The sequence below is a fragment of the Bacteroidia bacterium genome (assembly GCA_039924845.1).
In the GTDB taxonomy this organism is placed as follows: domain Bacteria; phylum Bacteroidota; class Bacteroidia; order DATLTG01; family DATLTG01; genus DATLTG01.
Genome location: JBDTAC010000050.1, coordinates 1 through 24,542, shown reverse-complemented (window position 1 = coordinate 24,542; position 24,542 = coordinate 1). Strand labels below are relative to the sequence as shown.

25 protein-coding genes are annotated in these 24,542 nt (G+C 34.8%); 13 read left to right on the top strand and 12 right to left on the bottom strand.

Going from position 1 to position 24,542, the window contains the following annotated elements:
• Positions 1–67: 67 nt before the first annotated feature.
• Complete coding sequence (locus tag ABIZ51_05420) at positions 68–415, bottom strand: hypothetical protein (GenBank protein ID MEO7088218.1); 348 nt, start codon at positions 413–415, stop codon at positions 68–70.
• A 186-nt stretch (positions 416–601) separates the two neighbouring features.
• Between ABIZ51_05420 and ABIZ51_05415 the strand changes: the two genes are divergently transcribed.
• Genes ABIZ51_05415 through ABIZ51_05400 form a run of 4 tightly spaced genes read left to right on the top strand, consistent with a single transcriptional unit; the run spans position 602 to position 4,302 of the window.
• On the top strand, positions 602–1,387 hold the full coding sequence (locus ABIZ51_05415; GenBank protein ID MEO7088217.1) for a peptidylprolyl isomerase: 786 nt from the start codon (positions 602–604) through the stop codon (positions 1,385–1,387).
• Between the two features lie 5 nt (positions 1,388–1,392).
• Positions 1,393–2,433, top strand: a complete 1,041-nt coding sequence (gene pheS / locus ABIZ51_05410; protein ID MEO7088216.1) for a phenylalanine--tRNA ligase subunit alpha — start codon at positions 1,393–1,395, stop codon at positions 2,431–2,433.
• A gap of 12 nt (positions 2,434–2,445) precedes the next feature.
• Positions 2,446–2,760 carry a tetratricopeptide repeat protein gene (locus ABIZ51_05405; GenBank protein MEO7088215.1) on the top strand — a complete coding sequence of 105 codons (315 nt, stop codon included), beginning with the start codon at positions 2,446–2,448 and terminating at the stop codon, positions 2,758–2,760.
• Positions 2,761–2,793: 33 nt separating this feature from the next.
• Complete coding sequence (locus tag ABIZ51_05400) at positions 2,794–4,302, top strand: hypothetical protein (protein MEO7088214.1); 1,509 nt, start codon at positions 2,794–2,796, stop codon at positions 4,300–4,302.
• A gap of 60 nt (positions 4,303–4,362) precedes the next feature.
• Here ABIZ51_05400 and gldA read toward each other — a convergent pair whose 3' ends face one another.
• Positions 4,363–5,268 (bottom strand): gliding motility-associated ABC transporter ATP-binding subunit GldA, encoded by a 906-nt coding sequence (gene gldA, locus ABIZ51_05395; GenBank protein MEO7088213.1) that lies wholly within the window; start codon positions 5,266–5,268, stop codon positions 4,363–4,365.
• Between the two features lie 152 nt (positions 5,269–5,420).
• Between gldA and ABIZ51_05390 the strand changes: the two genes are divergently transcribed.
• Entirely contained in the window at positions 5,421–5,780 is a 360-nt protein-coding gene (locus ABIZ51_05390) for a MauE/DoxX family redox-associated membrane protein (GenBank protein ID MEO7088212.1), read from the top strand.
• Positions 5,781–5,818: 38 nt separating this feature from the next.
• On the opposite strand, the gene ABIZ51_05385 is transcribed toward ABIZ51_05390, so the two are convergent.
• On the bottom strand, positions 5,819–6,811 hold the full coding sequence (locus ABIZ51_05385; protein ID MEO7088211.1) for a glucosaminidase domain-containing protein: 993 nt from the start codon (positions 6,809–6,811) through the stop codon (positions 5,819–5,821).
• 75 nt (positions 6,812–6,886) lie between these two features.
• Positions 6,887–7,162: a hypothetical protein gene (locus tag ABIZ51_05380; GenBank protein MEO7088210.1), complete on the bottom strand. Its 276-nt coding sequence runs from the start codon at positions 7,160–7,162 to the stop codon at positions 6,887–6,889.
• A 64-nt stretch (positions 7,163–7,226) separates the two neighbouring features.
• Between ABIZ51_05380 and ABIZ51_05375 the strand changes: the two genes are divergently transcribed.
• A complete protein-coding gene (locus tag ABIZ51_05375) occupies positions 7,227–7,451 on the top strand; it encodes a hypothetical protein (GenBank protein ID MEO7088209.1) in 225 nt (74 codons plus the stop codon).
• 115 nt (positions 7,452–7,566) lie between these two features.
• Entirely contained in the window at positions 7,567–8,196 is a 630-nt protein-coding gene (locus tag ABIZ51_05370; GenBank protein ID MEO7088208.1) for a hypothetical protein, read from the top strand.
• Positions 8,197–8,230: 34 nt separating this feature from the next.
• On the opposite strand, the gene ABIZ51_05365 is transcribed toward ABIZ51_05370, so the two are convergent.
• From ABIZ51_05365 to ABIZ51_05340, 6 genes are all read right to left on the bottom strand, one after another.
• Entirely contained in the window at positions 8,231–9,169 is a 939-nt protein-coding gene (locus tag ABIZ51_05365) for a pyridoxal-phosphate dependent enzyme (GenBank protein ID MEO7088207.1), read from the bottom strand.
• A 21-nt stretch (positions 9,170–9,190) separates the two neighbouring features.
• Positions 9,191–9,805 (bottom strand): lipoprotein signal peptidase, encoded by a 615-nt coding sequence (locus tag ABIZ51_05360; protein ID MEO7088206.1) that lies wholly within the window; start codon positions 9,803–9,805, stop codon positions 9,191–9,193.
• Positions 9,806–9,914: 109 nt separating this feature from the next.
• The gene (locus ABIZ51_05355; GenBank protein ID MEO7088205.1) at positions 9,915–10,298 is read right to left on the bottom strand and encodes a TraR/DksA C4-type zinc finger protein; all 384 of its coding nucleotides are present in this window, start codon (positions 10,296–10,298) and stop codon (positions 9,915–9,917) included.
• A gap of 625 nt (positions 10,299–10,923) precedes the next feature.
• A complete protein-coding gene (gene ileS / locus ABIZ51_05350; GenBank protein MEO7088204.1) occupies positions 10,924–14,535 on the bottom strand; it encodes an isoleucine--tRNA ligase in 3,612 nt (1,203 codons plus the stop codon).
• 356 nt (positions 14,536–14,891) lie between these two features.
• Positions 14,892–15,911 (bottom strand): T9SS type A sorting domain-containing protein, encoded by a 1,020-nt coding sequence (locus tag ABIZ51_05345; GenBank protein ID MEO7088203.1) that lies wholly within the window; start codon positions 15,909–15,911, stop codon positions 14,892–14,894.
• Positions 15,912–15,970: 59 nt separating this feature from the next.
• Positions 15,971–16,390: a Rid family hydrolase gene (locus tag ABIZ51_05340; protein MEO7088202.1), complete on the bottom strand. Its 420-nt coding sequence runs from the start codon at positions 16,388–16,390 to the stop codon at positions 15,971–15,973.
• 123 nt (positions 16,391–16,513) lie between these two features.
• Between ABIZ51_05340 and rbfA the strand changes: the two genes are divergently transcribed.
• From rbfA to ABIZ51_05325, 3 genes are read left to right on the top strand one after another with little or no spacing between them, the layout of a single operon-like run.
• Positions 16,514–16,855, top strand: a complete 342-nt coding sequence (gene rbfA / locus ABIZ51_05335) for a 30S ribosome-binding factor RbfA (protein ID MEO7088201.1) — start codon at positions 16,514–16,516, stop codon at positions 16,853–16,855.
• 7 nt (positions 16,856–16,862) lie between these two features.
• Positions 16,863–17,666, top strand: a complete 804-nt coding sequence (locus tag ABIZ51_05330; protein MEO7088200.1) for a class I SAM-dependent methyltransferase — start codon at positions 16,863–16,865, stop codon at positions 17,664–17,666.
• Between the two features lie 41 nt (positions 17,667–17,707).
• Positions 17,708–18,928, top strand: coding sequence for an FtsX-like permease family protein (locus tag ABIZ51_05325; protein MEO7088199.1), 1,221 nt, complete (start codon positions 17,708–17,710; stop codon positions 18,926–18,928).
• A 29-nt stretch (positions 18,929–18,957) separates the two neighbouring features.
• Here the strand turns inward: ABIZ51_05325 and ABIZ51_05320 are convergent, their stop codons facing one another.
• Positions 18,958–19,995, bottom strand: a complete 1,038-nt coding sequence (locus ABIZ51_05320) for an SPOR domain-containing protein (GenBank protein ID MEO7088198.1) — start codon at positions 19,993–19,995, stop codon at positions 18,958–18,960.
• Between the two features lie 191 nt (positions 19,996–20,186).
• On the opposite strand from ABIZ51_05320, the gene ABIZ51_05315 reads away from it, so the two are divergent.
• The 3 genes from ABIZ51_05315 (at position 20,187) to ABIZ51_05305 (ending at position 23,050) form a co-directional block, all read left to right on the top strand.
• Positions 20,187–21,068 carry a GxxExxY protein gene (locus tag ABIZ51_05315; GenBank protein MEO7088197.1) on the top strand — a complete coding sequence of 294 codons (882 nt, stop codon included), beginning with the start codon at positions 20,187–20,189 and terminating at the stop codon, positions 21,066–21,068.
• Between the two features lie 145 nt (positions 21,069–21,213).
• Positions 21,214–22,419 (top strand): 3-oxoadipyl-CoA thiolase, encoded by a 1,206-nt coding sequence (gene pcaF / locus ABIZ51_05310; GenBank protein ID MEO7088196.1) that lies wholly within the window; start codon positions 21,214–21,216, stop codon positions 22,417–22,419.
• A gap of 37 nt (positions 22,420–22,456) precedes the next feature.
• Positions 22,457–23,050 carry a transferase hexapeptide repeat family protein gene (locus ABIZ51_05305; GenBank protein ID MEO7088195.1) on the top strand — a complete coding sequence of 198 codons (594 nt, stop codon included), beginning with the start codon at positions 22,457–22,459 and terminating at the stop codon, positions 23,048–23,050.
• Between the two features lie 324 nt (positions 23,051–23,374).
• Here ABIZ51_05305 and ABIZ51_05300 read toward each other — a convergent pair whose 3' ends face one another.
• Complete coding sequence (locus tag ABIZ51_05300; protein ID MEO7088194.1) at positions 23,375–24,337, bottom strand: gliding motility-associated C-terminal domain-containing protein; 963 nt, start codon at positions 24,335–24,337, stop codon at positions 23,375–23,377.
• Positions 24,338–24,542 lie beyond the last annotated feature (205 nt).

Below are 24,542 nucleotides of genomic sequence, written 5' to 3'. Positions count from 1 at the left end.
TTGTTTTTTAGTGCTTCGAAAAAATAATTTTTCGAAGCGTATTTTCGAGAAAAAATAAGTAGATATTTTACTTAATGATAACCGTTGTATTGGTAGTTTCACCAATATTTAACTGGATAATACCAGTTCCTGTTTTAGTTCCTTGTGTGGCGGTAATATCAAAAATAGCAGGGTTTTTAAACGTAACACTCGTTTTTCCGGAACCATCCGTAAGCGTAGTCGAAGTTACGGCAGCACCTGGAATATTGGCATATAATTTAACCGTTGCTTGCGAAACGGGTCGCCCAAGAGTATCTGTAACTGACACAACAGCAGTACAATTCGTGTTTTGAGAGCAAGAAGAAGTAGAGAATTCAACTAAAATAAATCCTAAAATTGCCAGACAGAAAAAAAATTTCGTACATGTTTGTTTCATAGATAAACGAATTATTTTCTAATATTGTGAACGACTTTCAGTTGAAAACAGAAACATTATTTTAATTTCTTAACTGTTTAACGAAAGCAAATATAAAAAAAATTAAGATACCCTCTTATGATGAAGAAAAATAATTTTCGCCTGCCCTTTTTATGGATACTATGTCTTTTCGCTGTTTCGTGTAGTTTGCTACGTCCAAATACTCCAAAAGAAACGCTTATTTTAATGCAAACCAATGTAGGAAACATTAAATTAAAATTATACAACGGAACGCCTAAAACGCGTGATAATTTTATTAAATTAGTAAAATCTCATTTTTACGATAGCACGCTTTTTCATCGTGTTATTCAAGACTTTATGGTACAAGGTGGAGATCCCTCTTCCAAACACGCTGCACAAGGTGTGGAATTGGGCAATGGCGATGTGGGTTACACTGTACCTGCCGAATTTGTTCCACAATATTTTCATAAACGCGGCGCTTTGGCAATGGCGCGCGAAGGCGATGATGTCAATCCGAGCAAAGCTTCTTCGGGCTGCCAGTTTTACATTGTGCAAGGACGAATTTTTAGTAATTCGGATTTGAATCAATTACAAGACAAACGGAATCAACCCATCAAACAAAAAATTTTCAATGAAATAATCAATAAGCCTGAAAACGCAGCATTGAAAGAAAAATTTATGGTTTTTGAAAGGCAAAAAAATATAGATAGTTTGAAAATTTTAGCACAAAAAATAGAACCTCAAATTGACACTACTTTTGCAAAAACACCACATTCTGAATATTCGCTGGAACAACGCAAAGCCTACACCACTATTGGCGGTGCGCCACATTTGGATGGAAATTATACCGTTTTCGGAGAAGTAGTGGAAGGCATGGACATTGTAGATAAAATTGCTGCATCGCCTGTGGATGCGAAAGATCGGCCGAGTTCAGATATTCGTATTTTAAAAATAACCATCGTAAAAAAATAATTTTTGTGGAAGAAAAAATAAAACAAAATCTTGCAGAAATTGAAAAATTTCAACCAAAAGCGCTTCAAGAAGTAGAAGATTTTCGAGTTCGTTTACTCGGAAAAAAAGGAAGCGTTACACAATTGTTTGAAGATTTTAAAACCGTAGATCCTTCGCTACGAAAGGAATTCGGAAAAAGTTTGAACGAACTTAAAAATAAAGCACAAGAAAAAATTAATTTTCTAAAAGCCGAATTAGAAGAAATAAATAATTCTCAAAATGCTCCTGCTGCCGATTTAACAATGCCTGGCGAAGAACTTGCTTTGGGCGCACGTCATCCACTTTCCATTGTTCGCGCAAAAATAATTTCTATTTTTTCTCGCATTGGTTTTGTGATTTCCGAAGGTCCGGAAATAGAAGACGATTGGCATAATTTTTCGGCACTAAATTTTCCAGAAGATCATCCTGCACGCGATATGCAAGATACTTTTTTTATAAAAAAAGGAACCGCTAAAAACGAGCAAGAATGGGCTTTACGCACACATACTTCTTCTGTTCAAGTACGCGTTATGGAACATACAAAACCACCCATTCGGACCATTTCTCCAGGAAGAGTTTTTCGCAACGAAGCCATTTCCGCCCGTGCGCATTGCCAGTTTCATCAAGTAGAAGGTTTGTATATTGACGAAAATGTTTCCTTCGCAGATTTGAAACAAACGCTTTTGTATTTCGCAAAAGAGATGTTTGGCGAGGATACAAAAATTCGTTTACGACCATCTTATTTTCCTTTCACAGAGCCAAGCGCAGAGATGGATATCTCATGTAATATCTGTAAAGGAAAAGGTTGTAATATTTGTAAATACAGTGGTTGGGTGGAAATTTTAGGTTGCGGAATGGTAGATCCTGCCGTGTTGGAAAATTGTAAAATAGACAGCAAAAAATATTCAGGATATGCATTCGGAATGGGCATTGAACGCATTACTATGTTGAAATATCAAGTAAAAGATTTGCGTTTATTTTTTGAAAATGATATTCGTTTTTTAAATCAATTTAAAGCAGCGAATTAAAAAAATAATTTCATGGAAACTCGGATTGAATCGTTAAAAAAAATGTTATCCGAAAATCCGGAAGATGACTTTTTAAATTACGCATTCGCTTTAGAGCTTTCAAAAAATAATTTTTCAGAAGCCCTAAAAATACTGGTGAATTTATTAAAAAAAAAACCTAATTATTTAGCAACCTATTTTCAATTAGGGCATTTTTACGAACAAAACCAAGAGCCAGAAAAAGCAATTCTGATTTACAAAAGAGGAATGGAAGTAGCGAAAATTCAAAAAAATCAAAAAACATTTTCAGAATTAAATGAAGCATTTCAGCAACTTTCAGACGATTAAAAAATCACATATTCTCATTATTTATTTTCTACGATGGAATTTTTAGTGTGTGTTTTATATACTGCAATTTTTATTTTTCTCATCCATAAAATGGATTTTTTTTCGATAAATGGCTTATCGAAAAAAGCTATTTCTACCGTATTTATTTTGAAAATAATTTTTGGCGTTGCGCTTGCGTTAATTTATACTTATTATTACAAAGATCGCTCTTCCAGCGATACATACCGCTATTACGACGATGGCAGAATTCTATTTTCAGCCCTCAAAAATCATCCCTTGGATTATTTTCAAATGCTTACCGGATTCCATTCCGATGCGCCACATTTAGAAATTTATTACAACGAAATGGCGAACTGGTACAAAGGATTTAATTATCATTTATACAATGATAATCGTGTTATTATTCGATTTAACGCATTCGTTTCTTTATTCTCATTTGGCTATTTTCAAGTGCATACTGTTTTTATTTGTTTCCTCTCTTTAACAGGATTAACGGCAATCTATAAAACATTCGTTGCTTATTTAAAAGATAAAAAAAGAGAATTATTTTTTGCTGTATTTCTAATTCCTTCCGTTTTATTTTGGGGCTCTGGCGTTTTGAAAGAAGGATTGATATTGTTCGCTTTCGGAATGTTTATTTACTATTTTCAAGAGTTTCTTTCCGGAAATAAATCGTTAAAAATAATTGGCTGGATTTTATTTTGCAGTTTTTATCTTCTTTTGTTGAAGCCTTATATTTTACTTGCAGTTATACCTGCATTACTCGTCAATTGCTGGATTTCGCTGAGTAAAAATAAATTCCCGTTGTACAAATATCTTGTCATTTTATTTTTATTTCTTGGCACAGCAAGTGTTGTGAAAATGATTCTTCCAAAATACAATCCCTATAAATTATTAGCACAAAAACAGCACGACTTTGTAGCCCTTGCCAGAGGCGGCACTTACCTCATCAATACTGCTACGCGTGATACTTTTTTTATTTCATCTGAACATAAAAATCAAATTCTAATTACTCGAAAAAATATTTTTCTAAGCACCGGAACGCCTTATCAATATTGGACAAAAGGAAATATAACAACTCCTGTTCTTTTCGCAAGAAACGATTCTACCACTTATCAATTACTAATGAGCTTAGTGCCTGCGAAAAGTAAAATAGACATCCATCCGCTTGCGCCTTCATTAAAAAGTTTTTTGTGGAATGCGCCTCAAGCTATTGTTAATTGCTTGTTTCGGCCTACTCTTTTTGAATGTTCTTCGCCTTTGATGTTACTTACCGCACTGGAAAATTTACTGATTGCCGGCATCATCATACTATCTTTGTTTTTTTTCAAAAAGCCTTCTGCCGAAACATTGAAAATGTTTTTATTTTGTTTCAGTTTTACCATTTTTTTGGCTACAATTATTGGAATGGTAACACCTGTATTCGGCGCAATGGTGCGATATAAAATTCCGCTGTTGCCTTTTTGGGTAATTGCCTTTTTATTGTTGTTAGACAAAGAAAAAATGCTGCAAAAATTTCCTTTTTTGAAAAAAATTGTGTGATTTTCTCATTACTTTTTAACGTTCAAAAAAATGATTTTTCAAAGACGAAAAAAGCAATTTTTATTTTGTCAATTCTTTAAAAACATCTTCCAATTTCCGCTCTTCCTTATTCATAGCGAGCACCGTTAAATTATTTTTTACGGCATATTGAAAAATAAGCGGTCGAATATCCGCTGTAGTTTGAGCAGTCATTTGCCAAGTATTCCCATTTAATTGCATCACATTAGTAACACCTTCTATGTTTTTTAAGAAATTTTCGTTCGGGGCTTTATCAAATTCCACTGTAATAATTTGTTCGCTTTCTGGCGATTTTTGAAGTTGTTCTGTTGGCTTGTCTGCCACAATTTGTCCTTTATTGATGATAATGACGCGGCTACAAACGGCTTCCACTTCTTGCATAATATGGGTAGAAAGCATTACCGTTTTTTCTTTCCCGATTTTAATAATCAACTGACGAATTTCCGCTAATTGATTGGGATCTAAACCTGTTGTAGGTTCGTCTAAAATCAATACTTTCGGATCGTGAATCAGTGCTTGCGCTAATCCAACACGCTGACGGTATCCTTTGGAAAGTGCTCCGATTTTTTTCTTTTGTTCTATCTGAAGTCCTGTAATTTCAATCATTTCAGCGATACGTTGCGGTATATTTTTGAGCTTGTGTAAGCCAGCAACAAACTCCAAATATTCTTTCACATACATATCCAAATACAAAGGATTGTGTTCCGCCAAATAGCCCACGCTTTTACGCACTTCCATGGATTCTTCGGACACATCAAATCCGCAAACACTTGCATCGCCCGTTGTTTGCGGAATAAAGCACGTTATGATTTTCATCATTGTTGATTTTCCAGCACCGTTTGGTCCAAGAAATCCGACAATTTCTCCCGAATTTATTTCAAATGAAACAGCATTGAGCGCCAATTGTTCTCCGTATTTTTTGCTGATATTATTTACTTTTATACTCATGGAAATGAAAGATTAGATGCCCGAAATTAATCAAATATTTTTTCAAAAATCTGTTTTTTGTTTTTTTAACATATTACTTCTCTTATCTGAAAAAAGGATACATTTAATCTCTTATTATATAAAATATTGACTTCGAAAAAATAATTTTTCAAATGACAAAACAAATTTTCCTTTACTTGATGTCAGTACTCTACGTGGCTGCTGGAATCAATCATTTCGTGCATCCGAAAGGGTATGAAAAAATAATTCCGGCTTGGCTTCCAAACCCTATTTTTTTAAATTATACGAGCGGTGTCTGCGAAATTATTTTTGCGCTTTTATTACTCCCGCCAGCAACGAGAACCCTTGGAGCATGGCTGATAATCGTGTTGCTTATTGCTGTATTTCCTGCCAATATTCAAATGAGTATCAATTATTGGCAGCACCAAAATCCGCGTTTTTGGTTCACAGTTGCTCGACTTCCTTTACAATTTATTTTAATTTATTGGGCTTTTTTGTACACGAAAAATTAATTTTTCGAATCGTTTTTTTCGATGTTCCTCGTATTATTTTAATTATTTTTTTTACGACGCAACCAAAGTTTTTGTCCGGCTATCGGCTCTGATCCTGATTTCATACAGTTTTTACGATACAGTGATTTCAAACGAATGCCATAATCTTGCGAAATGGAATACATGGTTTCACCAGGTTCAACGGTGTGAAAATCGTCCATTGCTTTTCTGCGTTTTGGCTGAATATAAATACGATCGCCAGAGTGTAGAGCAGGCATCGCAGCCGTTTTTGGGAGATCGTTGAAACGAAATAATTGTGGCAAATCAAGATCGAATGCCCTTGAAATACGGTAAAAAGTATCGCCTTGATGTACTATAATAAACTTCAAATGGTTGCATTCTAACACTTGATATGTTGCGGGAGCATTGGCATTTTCAACAATCGAAAAATTATTTTTTTGAATGATATTTTTTAAATTTGTTTGGGAATCAGTAGCAGCTATTTCAGGAGTTTGAATAGTTACTGGAAGTGATTTAATGGTATCGAATTGGTATAGTTTATTGGTTTGAATAATTTCAATGAGTCGTTGTGGATATCGCGGATCTGTTGCATATCCAGCTTGTTTTAAACCTTTCGCCCAATCTTGATAATCGGTAGTTTTGAATGAAAATAAAAAAGCATATCGAGGTCGAGATTTCAAAAATTCTACATGATCTTTGTAAGAATCCAAAACATTGGGATATTTTCGAAAACATTCATTTTTTTCGTCATCGTCCTTCATGTACGTTTCTCCAGTCCAATCCAAATGACATTTTATCCCGAAATGATTGTTGGCATAAATTGCCAAAGGGCTATTGCCATTGTTGGATTCGAGCAAACCTTGCGCCAGCGTGATACTTGCGGGAATTCCGTACGTTAGCATTTCCTCAATGGCATCGCTCTTATAGGTGGCAATGTATTGATTGGGCGACATCTTTGCTGGCTGCGCATTTGCAGTGATGAAAGAAACGCAACAACACGTAATTAAAATTATTTTTTTTCGAACTAACATTAGTTTGAATAAGAAAAATCAATGTGTAAAGGTAAGTCCTTCAATTGATGGCTCAGCTAAGCGAAATAAAAAATTTCAACAAGTGCTTGTTAATTCAGTTGAAATCAGTTTGGAGATGAAGCGAATATTGCGATAAGCACTTTTGTGGAGTGGTTCCAATTGTTTCAAGCAATTTTTTCTATTGGTTGATTCGTAACCTTTCACAAGCAATTGAAGTATTTTTTGATCTTCACTGTAACGTTCTTTATTCAAATTGCGATTTACCTTATACGAGAACGTGCCCAGCTGAACGGTATCTTGCACTTGCGTTGATGGGATAGAAGGAAAATATTGGCAAAAAATAGTTTCCATTCAAGATAATTATAACCAGCAACTAATTAATTTACTACAAAATTATATTCCAAAAATAAAGGCGTTGGAAAGTTCGGTAGATGATAATATTGTAACGTTGAAATACGGAGATGATTTAAAAACAGCTCAGTTTAAAAAGCAATTGCTAAGTGCCCAATCATCCACCTTTGGAAATGCATTTGTCGAAACAATGGTCTGCATTAAAGAAATCAGAAAAGGAGGATCAGATGCTTACGTAAATAAGGTGAATTGCGATAATTTGGTGTATGATTTATCCTGTGGAAATTAAAATTGCCAACTATTTTCAAACAAATAAGCAAATAAACAGGTAAAAAAAGCAAAAAATATTTCAACGTATTTTCTAAACTGTCTTATATTCGCACCAAAAACTAAAAAACAAAAACATGAAAAAACAAATTATTTTACTCACAGCGGGTTTAGCTGCATTTGGATTACTCTTTTCGACTTCGGTAAAAGCCCAAGGATTCGATAAAGGTACCAACGTTATTAATCTGGGAGTTGGTTTTGGTGGTGAATACACTTATTTCGGAGCTGGATATTCTGCAACGCCTGCGATTTCTGTTTCGTATGAACAAGGAATCTGGCCTAATATTGGTCCGGGAACTATTTCATTGGGTGGTTTGTTTGCTTATAAAGGGATATCTTACAGCAATAATTTTCAAGATTGGGATGGAAATGGTATTTGGCAAAATTATACCGAAAAAGATAGTTGGACTTATTACATTATTGGATTAAGAGCAGCGTATCATTTAAAAACGAAGAATGATAAATTTGATCCTTATGCTGGATTAATGATTGGATATTATCACACGAGTTATTCCTATACTAATACAGATCCTAATTACGGACACCCTGGTTATTACGGTTACAATACTACTGCACAATCTTATTCCAGTTATGTAACTCCTTCCTTTTTTATTGGAGCTCGTTATATGTTTAGTAATTTCGGTATTTTCGGAGAGTTAGGATATGGGTATTCCAACCTTACGCTCGGCTTATCTTACAAATGGTAAGAATTTATTCTTAAAATTTTAAGGCGTTGAAAAATTAATTTTTCAACGCCTTTTTTGGCGATGTAAATCCGGCATTACCTTGCAAGCCGCCAGTATGAACGACTAAAATAGTTTCGCCTTTTACAAAAAAACCTTTTTGAATTAAATCATAAATTCCGAAAAATAATTTTCCAGTGTACACAAAATCAAGCGGAATGGTGTGTTTCAATTCAAAATCAGAAATAAATGTTTTCAATTCATTCGTTACTTTTGCATAACGTCCGAAATGGAAATCGTGATTAATTTGCCAATTGTGACGGTCTTTTCCGCTGAAATCAACAATCATTTTTTGAATGTTTTTCTCGAGGAAATCCGCCCCTTTTAAAGAAGAGAACCCAATCGCTTTTTGATTCGTATTTAACGAAGAAGCAATACCTGCAAGCGTTGTACCTGTTCCGCAAGAACAACAGACATAATCAAACGGCACAGAAACATTTTTAATAATTTCTGCACAGCCTTTTACTGCTAATAAATTAGAACCTCCTTCTGGAAGCAAATAAAAATTTCCAAATATTTTTTTTAACTCCTCAAGAAAATCAGAATTTTCTTTTTCACGGTATTTTTCACGACTGATAAAATGCAATTTCATACCACATTCGGAAGCAAATTTTAAAGTGCTGTTCAGAATTTTTTTTTCATCACCACGAATAATTCCGATGGTTTTAAAATCATATTCTTTACCGGCAGCAGCTGTTGCAGCAATGTGATTGGAAAAAGATCCGCCAAAAGTAAGTAGCGTAGTATGCTGTTGAATACGGGCTTCTTCGAGGTTGTATTTGAGTTTAAACCATTTATTTCCGCTAATCTGCGGATGATTCAAATCGTCTCGTTTGACAAATAATTTCACACCAAAAGAAGAAAGTATCGAATCGTTGATCTCTTGAACTGGCGTATTCTCGTTGATTTTCATCGCTTCAAAAAAATATTTTTTCAAACATGAAAATCAAACTTCTTTTTAAGCAAGAGATTCCGAAGCTTTGGTAGGATAAAATCTTTTTTGAAAAAATAAAATCATAAAAACGCCTACCGTTATCGAGGCATCTGCGGTATTAAAAACGGGACGAAAAAAAATAAATTCTTCTGTTTTCCAAAGTGGAAACCAAGTTGGGAAATGTCCTTCCATAATAGGAAAATAAAACATATCTACTACTTTTCCATGTAAAAAAGGTGCGTAACCACCACCTTTCGGAAACAATTGAGCCATTTGATAATTGCTGTCGCTGAAAATAATTCCGTAAAAAGCGCTGTCCAAAATATTTCCGAGTGCTCCTGCAAAAATTAGCGCAAAGCTGATGATTAAGCCGTTGTGGGCTTTTTCACGAATTAATTTGAGTAAATACCAGCCAATTCCCAACACAGCAAAGATACGGAACGTGCTCAAAAATATTTTTCCGTAGCTACCCGCAAACTCCATTCCGAAAGCCATTCCGTTGTTTTCAGTGAAATGTATAATGAACCAATTTCCAAAAACATGCACTTCATCGCCCAATAAAAAATGGGTTTTGATGTATATTTTGATAAACTGATCAAGCAATAACACAGAGAAAATAACAGATAGCGCTTTTTTCAAGAGAATGAAAAATTAATTTTTTGACTAATGAGGGACAAAAGTAGGAAAATGAAATAGGATTTGGAATAAAAAAGAAAGGTTATCTTTTTAGGATAACCTTTCTTTTTTATTAGTATTGTTCCAATTTGGCATCAATGCTCAAAGTGGCGTGAGGCACACTTCGTAAACGCTCTTTGGAAATTAATTTACCGGTAACGCGACAAATTCCGTATGTTTTGTTTTCAATGCGAATCAGTGCATTTTGCAAACTTTGCATAAATTTCTCTTGTCGTATCGCTAATTGCGCTGTTTCTTCTTTCGACAAAACATCTGAGCCATCTTCCAACAATTTAAAAGTAGGAGAGGTGTCGTCCGTGCCGTTATCATCTTTGTGCGATAAAGTGCTTTTCAACAATTCATAATCTTTTTGAGCTTCGTCCAATTTTCCTCGAATTAATTGTTTGAACTCTTTCAATTCGGCATCCGAATAGCGCTTGCGAGCATCTGTATTAATGGCAGGTGCCGGTTGAGGTTTCTCTAATTTTTTAATGACATCCGCTGGAATTTCTATCCTTTGATAATACAAACTATCGTGTTCAGGTTCCTCATCTATCATGCTTTCTCGTTGCTTTTTACGCGAAATAGGTTTTTCCATTTTCGGTTTTTTTGCAACAATCGGTTGTGGTTTTGCTTTTACAATAGGAGCCGGCGCTGAAATTATTTTTTTAGCAATTGCTTTTTTTGCTTTCACTGGAATAATTTTCATCTTCTCTTCCTTTTTCTTTGTAGCAACAATAGGTTTTGCTATTTTTTTTGCAACTATTTTCTTAACTGGTTTTGCTGGTTTAGTTGTTTTTTTCGCTACGATTTTTCTGATAATCGCTTTCTTAGCAACCACTTTTTTAGTTGGTTTTGCAAGTTTTTTAGTAGTTACTTTCTTAGCAATTACCTTTTTTGCAGGTTTGGCTACTTTTTTTGGAGCAGCTTTTTTAGCGATTGTTTTTTTCTTTGAAAGGGTTACCACTTTTTTCGGAACGATTTTTTTTGCAGCAGGTTTTTTTACCGCTGCTTTTTTTACAGGTTTAGCTACCTTTTTTGCAGGTTTAGCTTTCGATGCTTTTTTAGCCATGTGCTTTGTATTAATTTAATTTATCAATGTAAATGAGCGTTTTAATATCTTCGTTTACATCTACCGCAAAGGTTTTTTCGCCTTTCAATTCATCCACCATTTCTAACGAAGACGCTAAAGTCTCAGAGCAAATATAGTCGAAATTATTACTTATTGCAGCATTTATTGCAATATTTCTTTGAATTTTAACAGAAATTTTATCAGTTACGTCTAAATGCGTCTCTTTTCTTAGGTTTTGGATGCGGTTAACCAATTCGCGGGCAATGCCTTCTTCCTTCAATTCGGACGTAATGGTAACGTCCAAAGCAACGGTTAATTGTCCAGTATTTGCCACTTTCCAACCTGGAATATCCACCGGGATAATTTCCACGTCTTCATTTTCCAACACAATTGTATCAGTATCAAATTTCAATTCAAATTTTCCTGTTTTCTCGATACTCGAAATAATGAGTTGTGCATTTTCAGCAGCAAATGTTTGAACAGATTTCATGTGTTTTCCACATTTTTTGCCTAGTGTTTTGAAATTTAATTTTAAATTTTTGGTAATGGAAGTAGTTGATTCATACACAAAATCAATGTTTTTGACATTTACTTCGGATAAAATCAATTCTTTCACGCCTTCTATTTTTTTCTGAAAAGAATCGTCCAAAACAGGAATTTGAATTTTATTGAGCGGTTGGCGCACCCGAATATTTTCTTTTTTGCGAATGGATAAAACCATAGACGAAATTTTTTGCGCCAATTCCATACGCTCTTCCAAATCAACATCAATTATTTTTTTATCAAACTCTGGGAAATAGCTCAGATGAACGGATTCGACCGAATGTTTTTTGGTGATTGTATTCAAATCCAAAAATAATTTTTCCATAAAAAATGGTGCAATCGGCGAAGCCAATTGTGCAATCGTTTCCAAACATTGATACAAGGTTTGATACGCCGCAATTTTATCTGCAGAATATTCGCCTTTCCAAAAACGTCTGCGACAAAGCCTTACGTACCAATTACTCAAATGTTCATCCAAAAAATATTCGATAGCGCGACCTGCTTTTGTAGGTTCATAATCTGCGAAAGCATCGTTCACGTTTTTAATTAAGGAATGTAATTCCGACAAAATCCAGCGATCAATTTCAGGACGATTTTCAATCGGAATCTCTTTTTCAGAATAGTTAAATCCGTCAATGTTCGCGTACAGCGCGAAAAAATTATAGGTATTGTAAAGCGTTCCAAAAAATTTGCGTTGCACTTCTGAAATTCCTTCCAAATCAAATTTTAAATTATCCCAAGGCGAAGCATTCGTAATCATGTACCAACGCGTAGCATCAGCGCCATATTTTTTCAATGTTTCAAACGGATCGGCAGCATTTCCTAAACGTTTGCTCATTTTATTTCCGTTTTTATCCAGTACCAATCCGTTGGAAATAACATTTTTATACGCTACGGAATCAAAGCACATAGTGGAAATGGCATGCAAAGTAAAAAACCAACCGCGTGTTTGATCCACACCTTCCGCAATAAAGTCGGCTGGGAAATTTTTTCTCTGATCAATCAGATTTTTATTTTCAAACGGATAATGAAGCTGCGCATAAGGCATTGAGCCGCTATCAAACCAGACGTCAATTAAATCTGCTTCGCGAAAAAGTTTTTTTCCGTTCTTTTCTAAAAAGATTTCATCAGCATACGGGCGATGTAAATCAAAAGAATCATAATTTTCTTTCGAAAAATTTCCTGCCTCGAAATCTTTTAAAGGATTGGCATTCATGATTTTTTTTGCAACAGCATTTTCAATTTCTTTTTGAAGATGTTCTGCCGAACCGATGCAAATTTGTTCTGTTTTATCTTCGCTTGTCCAAATCGGAATCGGAATTCCCCAATAACGCGAACGCGACAAATTCCAATCTTGTAAATTTTCCAACCAATTTCCGAAACGACCTGTTCCTGTGGATTCTGGCTTCCAATTAATGGTTTTATTCAATTCAATCATCCTGTCTTTTAAGGCGGTTGTTTTCACAAACCACGAATCTAACGGATAATATAAAATCGGTTTATCGGTGCGCCAACAATGCGGATAACTGTGTTCGTAGCTTTCCTTTTTAAATAATTTTCCTTCTTCCTGAAGTTTTAAAACGATGCGTTCATCAACACTTAAATAATTTTTTAAGTCTTTTATTTTTTCTTCTTTTTCAAGAATTTGTTTTTGCTTTTTGAATTCAATTTCTTTTTCTTGATCCGTTAAATAGGCTTCTTTCACATATTCTTCTCCGTAAAGAAAAATGTCGTCTTTTACTTCCGGCAAAAATTTTCCGCGTTTGTCAACCAAAGTTAAGGAACCAATTCCATTTTGTTTTGCAGCTCGAAAATCGTCTGCACCAAAGCTTGGCGCGATGTGTACAATTCCGGTTCCATCTGTGGTAGTTACAAAATCTCCGATGATAACTTTACCTGCCGCATCTTCCCATTTTTTTTCATCGCCATTTAATTCAACATTTTTATTTGCTTCAAAAGGCAAAAGTTGCTCGTATTTTATGCCTGCTAAATCGGAACCTAAATAATTTCCAGATACAATCCATAATTTGGTTTTGTTTATTTCTTCCCATAGTTTGAGATTAAAATTTCCTTCTGGAGAATTTGTTTCTATATCATGAGGTTGTCCACTAAGATTGCAGCTTGCAATACCTAGGTTTTTATTCTCGCCCGAAATCTTAAAATAATTTTTGAATAAATCAGTCGCAAGGATTAGTTTCACAAAATTGATATTATCAACCCTAGATATAATTTCGATATATTCTATTTTTCCACCAACAGCTAGTGCTGTATTGGAAGGCAATGTCCAAGGAGTTGTCGTCCAAGCTAAAAAATATGTTTCTAAATTTAAAAAAGATTCTTTTTTAATAATATCCTCATAATAATAGTATTCATTATCAAATTTAATTTTATTCTCAGCTTCTCTTTCTTTGAATTTTTCAGTTTTGTTTTTCACCTTAAACATAACCACAGCCGTTCTGTCTTTCACATTTCGGTAACAACCCGGTTGGTTTAATTCGTGCGTGCTTAAACCTGTTCCGGCTGCTGGAGAATATGGCTGAATGGTAAATCCTTTGTATAAAAAATTCTTTTTGTAAAGTTCGTTTAGCAAATACCAAACGCTCTCGATGTATTTATTTTCGTAAGTAATGTATGGATGTTTCATGTCCACCCAATAGCCCATTTTTTTTGTTAATTCTTCCCATTTATCGGTGTATTTCATTACCTCTTTCCGACACGCATTGTTGTATTCTTCGATAGAAATTTTTTTCCCGATGTCTTCTTTTGTAATTCCTAAAGATTTTTCAACGCTTAATTCTATCGGTAATCCGTGCGTATCCCAGCCCGCTTTTCGGTTTACTTGAAATCCTTTTAAAGTTTTGTAGCGACAAAAGATATCTTTTATCGAGCGCGCCATCACGTGATGAATGCCCGGCAAACCGTTGGCAGAAGGCGGACCTTCGTAAAAAACAAACGATTCTTTTCCTTCGCGGGACGAAATACTTTTTTCAAATATTTTTTCCTTTTCCCAAAAAGCAAGCATTTCATCCGCTATTTGCGGAAGATTCAAGGATTTATATTCGTTATACTTTTTACTCATAATTAAAATAAGATGTGCTAAAAATTAGCGTGCAAAGATAATTTTTTCAGCGATAGGAAAAAAAGCAATTTTTTTTGAAGTAAAAACATCTTTAAAAAATTATTTTTTGGAATAGAAAACGGCTTCGGATTGCGAATGAAATTTTAGTAAACTGAAGGCGTGATGAGATTGGGAAGTTCCGAACGTGTGAGAAAATCGCCCATTAGAATAGCTTTCAGGAAGCTAAAATGAAATGAGGAATCCAAGCCTTGAATTTTTGTTTCTTTTCTTTCAAGAAAAAAGAAATTAAGAAAACAGATTGAAAAAGCATAAAAAATCCCGCTTTTGGCGGGATTTTAAAAAAGGTGTTTGAAAAATTAATTTTTCGAAACGATAAATCGTTTAGCGGAAATCAATTTTCCATCTAACATAATTTGAGCAAAATAAATGCCTGCCGATAAATTAGAAGTATTTACTTGATACGTATTGTTTCCTTGTAAACCATCTGCAATAATGGTTGTTCCAACGCTTTCTCCCAATACATTTAATAAATTAATTTCTACTTTTTTGTTTGCGGCTAAACTTACATTCACATTCAATTCGGTAGAAGCAGGATTTGGATATAAATTAAAACCAGTAAGCATACTGTTTTCAGCTATTCCGGTAGTAATATTATTTAAATAAGTTCCAGATTGTGATGGACTACCGTTAGCTGTAAAAGTATTAACAGTTGCTATTGGAGAATGATTATTAGCTAAGTACCACATATATTCATCGTTCTGATAAGTGATAATAATAGGATTGCCGCTTATGTTTGTTGAATCTTGATAATTCTGTACAAAATGAACGCGCATTACATTGGAGTAAGTTCCGCTTGGAAGCTTCAGTGTTCCGTAGCCATCCGCAGTAACAGCAGTAGTTCCTGCTCGGTAATAGGTATACCCTGAACTTACATAAGTTGTAGCCCAAGGGTCTGTGTATGTGTTGGTGTAAGCGAACGGAAAACGAAGAATATCCTCTGGATTTGAATAGGCAATAACTGTTGTTCCTCCTTGAACAATACCATAATTTTGTTCAGCTGTAGCCGAAATTTTTTCATAGGAAACATTTCCAGATGCTGAGAAGGCGATAGTTGCACTTGGAAAACTGGAGCCGTAAGTTGTGGAAGATACCGAAACCGCATTTGTAGTTGAAGAGCTGGAGCTTGTCATACTTGATAAATTCCATGTTTGATTTGCTCCCGAAGTTCCAGGACTTACATAACCGGTTATATTTTCGGTGTATTGATCTCCGATTACTGGAGCGATGTTTGCTTCAGTCAAAGTGGGTTGCGCAGCGCTTATAAAGGCAGCGAACAAACTTGCAGTAAAAATTAAATTTTGTAAAGTTTTTTTCATAATGGTTCGTTTTATTTAGTTAGGATATATAGTAGTGCAAAGCTATTATAATTATTGATTCAATCAAGCGTTGCAATTACTTTTAATTCGATGGCAATGGGCGTTGGTAAACAATTTATTTCCACGGTCGTTCTACAAGGTTGATTGTCCTTGAAATATTCTGCATAAATGCGATTATAGGTTTTGAAATCATCTTTCATATTGGTCAGAAAAACGGTTACGTCCACAATTTTATCCCAGCTACTTCCGGCTTCTTCAACAATGTATCTGATGTTTTTAAACACGCTGTGGCATTGGGTTTCGATATCGTACGAACTAATTTTTCCATTGGTATCCAATTCTACACCCGGAATTTTTGCATTTCCGCGTTCGCGCGGACCAACACCCGAAAGAAAAAGTAAATTTCCGACTTTCCGCGCATGCGGATATAAACCAACAGGTTCTGGTGCTTTAGAAGAATTTATTTTTGAATCACTCATTTTAAAAATAGCGTTTATGTTGAAGGCGAAAGTACTAAAAAGAGGAGAATGGAACACTATTCAGATTGAAATAGAAAAAACCATTTTCTGAAAATTAAACTTAATTTGTACATTTGCCGCATTATGGATTCTACCAGACAATTAAAAGTTTCGAGATTAGTACAAAAGGAATTAGGCGAAATTTTTCAGCTCGAATGCCGCTCCGTTGTTGGCAATGTACTAACTTCGGTAACAATGGTGCGCATCAGTCCAGATTTATCTTCCGCCAAAGTGTACCTCAGTATTTTTGGAACAAAAACGCGCGAAACCTTGATGGAAAAAATCACAGAATCGACCAAAGAAATTCGCAAAGCTTTGGGAATGCGCATCGGCAAGCAAGTTCGAATCATTCCACATCTTACTTTTTTTCTCGATGATTCTTTTGATTACGCCGAAAAAATAGATCTTTTACTGAAAAAAAAATAATTTCTCAATGCACTACGATCCCATCAAACGCAGCTTAGGCAACGTTTTCAATAAATCTCCTTTTCTCCGAAAATTATTTTACGCGCTGCTCGATTTATTGTTGTTGCGCACGTGGCACGTTCACAAAGAATTTAAAAAATGGGCGAAAGGTAAAACGCAAGCAGAAATTTTAGATGCTGGCTCTGGCTTCGGACAGTATTCGTATTACATGGCGAAAATGAATCCGAAATGGAACATTCTTTCCGTGGATGTGAAAGAAGAGCAAATGGAAGATTGCAAAAAGTTTTTTTCGGCAGCCGGCAAAAAAAATGTACAATTTGAAATCGCTGATTTGACAAAATTTCGCAAAGAGAATTTTTTCGATTTTATTTTGTCGGTCGATGTGATGGAACATATTTTAGAAGATGTAGAAGTATTTAAAAACTTTTGTTTTTCTTTGAAAAAAGATGGAATGCTTTTGATTTCAACGCCTTCCGACCAAGGTGGTTCAGGAGTGAACGAAGAAAATAATACTTCTTTTATTGAAGAACATGTGCGCGATGGTTACAACATTAAAGAGATTGAACAAAAATTAATTTCGGCCGGCTTTACAAAAGTGGAAGCGCGTTATGCGTACGGAACACCCGGAAAAATTTCTTGGAGATTATCGATGAAATATCCGATTCAATTACTCGGCGTTTCAAAAATATTTTTCGTCATTTTACCTTTTTATTTTTTGATTACCTATCCGTTTTCTTTTGTGTTGAATTATTTTGATACGCATGGGAATCACGCAAGTGGAACGGGCTTGATCGTGAAAGCGTGGAAGTAAAAAAGACCGCTTCAAAAAAATAATTTTTCAAAACAAAAATTTTGAACTTACCATTTTACATCGCTAAACGATACTTGGTATCTAAAAAATCGCATAACGCGATTAATATTATTTCGAGTATTTCGGTACTCGGAATTTGCATCGGAACAATGGCATTAGTAATCGTACTTTCCGCATTTAACGGGCTTTCCGACTTGGTAAAATCTTTGTACAATTCTTTTGATCCCGACATAAAAATTACTTTGCACGAAGGAAAAACTTTTTCTGCCAACGCGCCTGAATTTTTAGCATTGAAAAAAGCAACGTACGTTTCGTTTTATTCAGAAGTGTTGGAAGACAATGCGCTGCTGAAAAGTAATAGCCAGCAATGCCTTGCAACTATTAAAGGTGTGTGCGATGCGTATGAAAAAATGACGCGCTTTGATACGCTGATTCGCGAAGGAAAATTTAAGTTGGAAGAAAATGGACAATCGTATATTATTCCTGGGAAAGGAATCAGTTATCAACTCAATATCAACGGAAATGATGGATTTACGCCTGTTTCCGTATATGCGCCCACACGCGGAATTCATTCTTCGCTCGATCCGGAAAATGCGTTCAATAAAAAAATCACTTACGTTTCGGGCGTTTTTTCTATTAATGATGATTTTGATTATCAATATGTGTTGGCGCCATTGGCTTTTGCGCGAGATTTATTTGGTTATACGGATGAAATTAGTTCCATCGAATTGTCTTTGAAAAAAGGTACAGACGCGAAATTGGCGCAAACGGAAATTCAGAAAATAGTAGGAGCGAAGTACGATGTGAAAAACCGAGATGAGCAAAATGAATTACTTTTTAAAACGCTCAAATCGGAAAAATTATGGACGTTTATTATTCTCGTTTTTATTCTGATTGTTGCTACATTCAACGTGATTGGTTCGCTCACGATGTTGATTTTGGAAAAGAAAAAAGACATTTCTATTTTGTGGGATATGGGCGCAAGTGTGAAAACAATTCGTAGTATTTTTTTAATTGAAGGAATTTTGATAACCTTTATTGGCGCACTTTCTGGCTTGTTATTAGGTGCCTTAATTTGTTGGTTACAACTTCATTTTAAATTGGTGCGTTTTAATCAAGGTTACGTGGTTGACGCGTATCCAGTGAGTATGCAAGTGATGGACATTCTGAAAATTTTAGGTATTGTAATGGTCATCGGATTTTTCGCGGCATGGTATCCTGTGCGTATTTTTACGAAAAAATATTTAGAAAAGGCAATTTGATTTTGGGCTGAAATTTCGTGTTCAAAAAATTATTTTTTCAACACCCAAGCTCCTGGGTTTTGAGAACGAAAATTAGGAAGTGCATTTTCTGCTTCTTGCTGAGTAGCGTAATTACCAAGACTTACCACATTTAATCCTTGTTCATTTTTACCGATAATTTCAGCCGAAATATTTTCGGATTGTAATTTTTTTACTAAACGTTGTGCGTTTTCTAAATAGGTAAAACAGCCGCCAATGACGTGATAATTTTTTTGGATTGTAGAGGTAGAAAAGTCAGTTGTTTTTCCTGAAGATTTTATACGTACTAAAATGCTTTCAGAATTATTATTTGTCAAATGGAGTGTTGAAACCCCATTGTTATTAGGTGTTGTAATAAATGTGTTTGCAGAATTATTTTTTTGAATGTTGGCTGAAAAATTATTTTTTGAAGGCACATATTCTGCTGTAATTTTTTTGCTGAACGGATTTAAACTCGCGTAATTAGTATCCTGAAAAAAATTAGTTTTCAGTGGAAGCCAAATTAATAAAGCCAATACTGGCACCACAATCGCAATTACCACGTATCTTTTGAGTTGATTTTTTTTCGGGCGATTTTCAATTGGTGCGCGATCTTTAAATTTTTTCTCGATTTTTTGCTGATAATTTTCACGCAAAATAGCTGGAGAATAAAATGTTGTTAATCCAAAAGAATCTGTAGAATAATTCGTGTTTTTATCGTGTTCAAATTGTAAATTTCCTTCGATATCACTGAAAAGAATGCCCACTTTTTCAATCGTAACTCTGTTTCCTTGAGCGATTTCTTTTTTGCAGTTTTCAACAAATGAAAAAATAATTTTGGAAGCCTCTTGAAAATTTATTTTTTCAACTCTGCAAATCGAATCCGCTAAAAGTCCGTCGTTATTTTGCAAATTTTTATTAAAAACAATTTTTTTGGAAGGCGGCTCAAAGGTGTGTAAAATTGGATGTACAACCGCGTGCGAATAATTGCTAACAAAGCCGCCAAGCGTAGGAACAACCACGCAATCGTGGTCGAACAATAAATCGCTGATGTGTTGAGAAATATCCACTTATTTTATTTTAACGGAATCAAAAATACGATTTTTTTGTTTGCTTTTACACACCAAAACGAAACATGCTTTCCACCAAACGATTATCTTTACGATTCGATTTTTAGGCTTCAGAAAATTAATTTTTCAAGTACCTATAAAAGGAGCGCACGGATACGCATTCAATCCACATTATTTGATATTTTTGCAAGATGGAATTTAAAAAATCATTGGCTGAAAAAGTGATTGATAAAATGTACAAGAACGATGGTTTTAGTTCTTGGCTGGGTATTGAATGTGTGAAAATTGAAACTGGAGCGTGTGTTTTGAAAATGAAAATCCGAAAAGAAATGCTCAACGGATTTGGTATTGCACATGGCGGAATAACTTATTCGTTGGCAGATAGTGCTTTGGCGTTTGCTTCTAATTCACACGGAAGAAAAAGTGTTTCGGTGGAAACGTCTATTTCACATACAGAACCTTGTAAAGAAGGTGATGTTCTTATCGCTACAGCAGAAGAAATGAGTCTTTCCAATAAAATAGGAATTTATCAAATCACTATAAAAAATCAGGACAAAAAAATTGTTGCTTTATTTAAAGGAACTGTTTATAGAACTAGTAAAGACTGGGATGTTACGAATAGCGAATCGTTACGAATTAACGAAATGAAGAAAGAGATTATACAAAATAAAAAAATAATTTTTCCTGAATTAAGTTACAAAATTGTTGGTGCTGCATTTGATGTATATAATGAAATTGGAGGAAATCACAAAGAACTGGTGTACCAAAAAGCACTGTTTGAAAGTTTCAAAAAAAACAATATAAAAACGGAACAGCAAGTTTTTAATTCCATAAAATTTGAGAATAAAATTATAGGTAAAAATTATTTCGATTTTTTAGTAGACTCTAAAATTGTTGTGGAGATAAAATCCACGGATAGGTTCTCAAAATCTCATTATGACCAGTTATTAAACTACTTAATTATTTCTAAATTAAAATTGGGAATTTTAATTTCATTCGGAAGAAATGAGGTCAAATTTAAAAGAGTATTAAACATTGAGTTGTTAAATAAAGAAAAAATAAAAACAATATAATTTCGATTCAAAATCAAAATTCGTATTTGTAAATTTGTAATTATTAGTTTATTCGTAATCAATAATTCGTATTCGTAAATTTGTAATTATTCGTTCATTAGTAACCCATAAGTAAATTTGTAACAATTCGTTTATTCGTAACCACATGAAACAAGCTTATATAATTGATGGAATTCGCACTGCGATTGGAAATTTTGGTGGAACATTAGCACCCGTTCGTACGGATGATTTGGCGGCTATGACATTAAAAAAATTGATTGAAAGAAATCCGTCAATTGATATCAATCAAATATCAGATGTTATTTTGGGTTGCGCTAATCAAGCCGGAGAAGACAATCGGAATGTTGCGCGAATGGCGCTTTTGTTGGCAGGTTTGCCACATTCAGTTCCAGGCGAAACAGTAAATCGTTTATGTGCTTCCGGATTATCGGCAGCCATTTCTGCGGCACGTGCTATTATGGTGAACGAATCTGATTTGATTATTGCCGGTGGCGTTGAAAATATGACGCGTGGTCCTTGGGTAATTTCAAAAACTTCGGCTGCTTTTGGCAGAGATGCACAAATGTTTGATAGCAGTTTCGGTTGGCGATTTATCAATCCGAAAATGAAAGAGCTTTACGGAACGGAGGGAATGGGCGAGACAGCTGAAAATTTGGCGGATAAATTTAAAATTAATCGTGCTGATCAAGATTTATTCTCATTGCGTTCTCAACAAAAAGCAAGTACAGCACAAGCAAAAAAACGTTTTGAAAAAGAAATTTTTCCAGTAGAAATCCCCCAGAAAAAAGGCGAACCTAAAATGTTTGATGCGGATGAATTTGTGAAACCTTTGTCTTCTTTGGAAATTTTAAATAAACTGAAACCTGCATTCAGAAAGGATGGAACAGTAACTGCCGGAAATTCGTCTGGTTTAAATGATGGAGCTGCGGCACTTTTATTGGCATCTGAAGATGCAATTAAAAAATATAATTTGAAACCCAAAGTCCGGATTGTAAGTTCGGGAGTAGTAGGAGTGGAGCCACGAGTAATGGGAATTGGTCCGGTGGAAGCAAGTAATTTAGCGTTAAAAAGAGCTGGTTTAAAAATGAGCGATATGGATATTATCGAACTCAACGAAGCTTTTGCTGCACAAAGTTTGGCGTGTATTCGTTCTTGGAAATTAGACGATAACGATCCGCGCATCAATCCGAATGGTGGCGCTATTGCGCTCGGACATCCTTTAGGAATGAGTGGCGCGCGTATTTTAAATTCGGCTGCTATTGAGTTGCACGAACAAAATAAAAAATACGCATTGGTAACTATGTGTATTGGCGTTGGACAAGGTTTTGCGGTAGTAATAGAGAGAGTATAAATTCCTTAAATCAAGAAATCTCAAATCCTAAATTAATATGATTTACGAATTTAACGGCTACAAACCTGTCATCCACGAAAGTGCGTTCATTCATCCGCAGGCGACAGTAACTGGGAATGTGATTATTGGCAAAAATGTATATGTTGGTCCTGGTGCTGCTATTCGTGGTGATTGGGGTGAAATTATTATTGAAGACGGTTGTAATGTGCAGGAAAATTGCACTATTCACATGTTTCCGGGAACAACTGTTGTGTTGAAAGAAGCTGCACACATTGGTCATGGAGCGATTATTCACGGAGCTATTATTGGGAAAAATGCGATGATTGGAATGAATGCTGTTATTATGGACAATGTGATTATTGGTGATAATTGTATTGTGGGCGCATTGAGTTTTGTGAAAGCAGATACGATTGTTCCTGAAAAAAAGATTTTGGTAGGCAATCCTGCAAAAATTGTGAAGGACGTAAGTGATGAAATGATTGAATGGAAAACGAGTGGAACAAAATTATATCAGCAACTTCCAGAAGAATGCCGTAAAACATTAAAGCCTTGCGAGCCTTTGCGAGAAAAGGAAACTAACCGACCCACGCAACAAGATTTTTACAAAACCTGGAATCAGAGTAAAAAATAAGGTGCGCTTTTTCAATCTACATATCTTCAAATCAGTTTTGCATTCTTAATTGTTTTTTGCTTTTTCTTTTGCCTTGAAGCAAAAGAAACAAAAATTCAAGGCTTGACTTTCTCATTTCATTTTAGCTTCCTGAAAGTTATTCATCGGATGATTTCCCCGTATTCATCACACTTTCATTTTGCTAAAACCGTATTCGAAATCCTATGCCGCTTTAAATTCTGCATTCTTAATTCTGCATTTATTCAATCGGTACATCTTCATATTTTCAATTCTATTTGTAATTCACCATTCTTAATTCTGCATTCTTAATTCTGCATTCTGCATTTACTTTATCACTTCAAGGAACCCTTTCTTCACTTCCTTATTTGGTAAAGTTAATAGGTAATAATACGTTCCTGCATTTACTTCATCCGCTTTCCAATTGTTTTGATAATTGAGGCTTTGGTAAACGTTATTACCCCAACGGTTATAAATAGTAAGCTCGCTGTTATCGGGTAAGTTCTCTATCACAAAATAATCGTTTTTGCCATCGTTGTTGGGTGTAATTACATTGGGTATTTGCACCACATCATCATTTGTTGCAATTGTATCATCACACTCCGTTACTGAAACATCATCTATGTAGTAATAAGCTCCTCCGTATTGTGGGCTACTTGATGAAACACCGCTTGGTAGAGCATTACATTGTAAATCATCATCAAAGTTTCCAATAGTAATGTATGAATAAGTTGAATCTGCAATAAAACTTCCGCTTACAATCGTCCAATTTACTTTGTTAGTTATATTAGTGTCTTCAACTATTTGAGGTATCTGATTTAAATTAAAAAAGTTCGTACTTGTTATTGCTTTGGTGGAAAAAAATATTCCCATATCTTTTGTACTATATTCTACGCTATCAGCTAAGCTTACAAAAAAGCTAACACAATACTTTTTACCCTTTATCAGATTATGTAATAGTTGCACTTGTAAATATTCTCTATAATTAGAATCGTATAATGAATAAGTTACAAACCCTCCATACCCCAAACCCGAATGCGCATTTTGGCTACCATAAACATTATTTGGTGCATTTACTCCAGATGGCGCTGAGGCACACGTATTATAATAATCTGGAGTTCCTAATGTTGGAGAAATCCAAGGTGTAGCTATACTAATTTCACCAAGATTATTAGGACACGTATCAGAAATTTCGAAACTGGGATTAGTTACTAAATTTTGCGGTTGTGCTTTTGTTGTAAAAGCCAAGAGGCAAAGCGAAAAAAGTAATAGAAAGAATGTTTTTTTCATCTGTTAGTTCAAATCAAAGATACAGTTTTTCCTATGGTCTTAAATAAACTTCAACAGAATTTACTGCGGAGAAGAAGTGAGTACTTTTAAAACGGAATTGCCTTGTTAAACAAGCGTCTTGAGAGGATAATAGCATTTATTAATGAGCTGTGAGTATCTTAGTCACAGCTGTGAGTGTCTCAGTATGAACTGTGAGTGAGGCAGT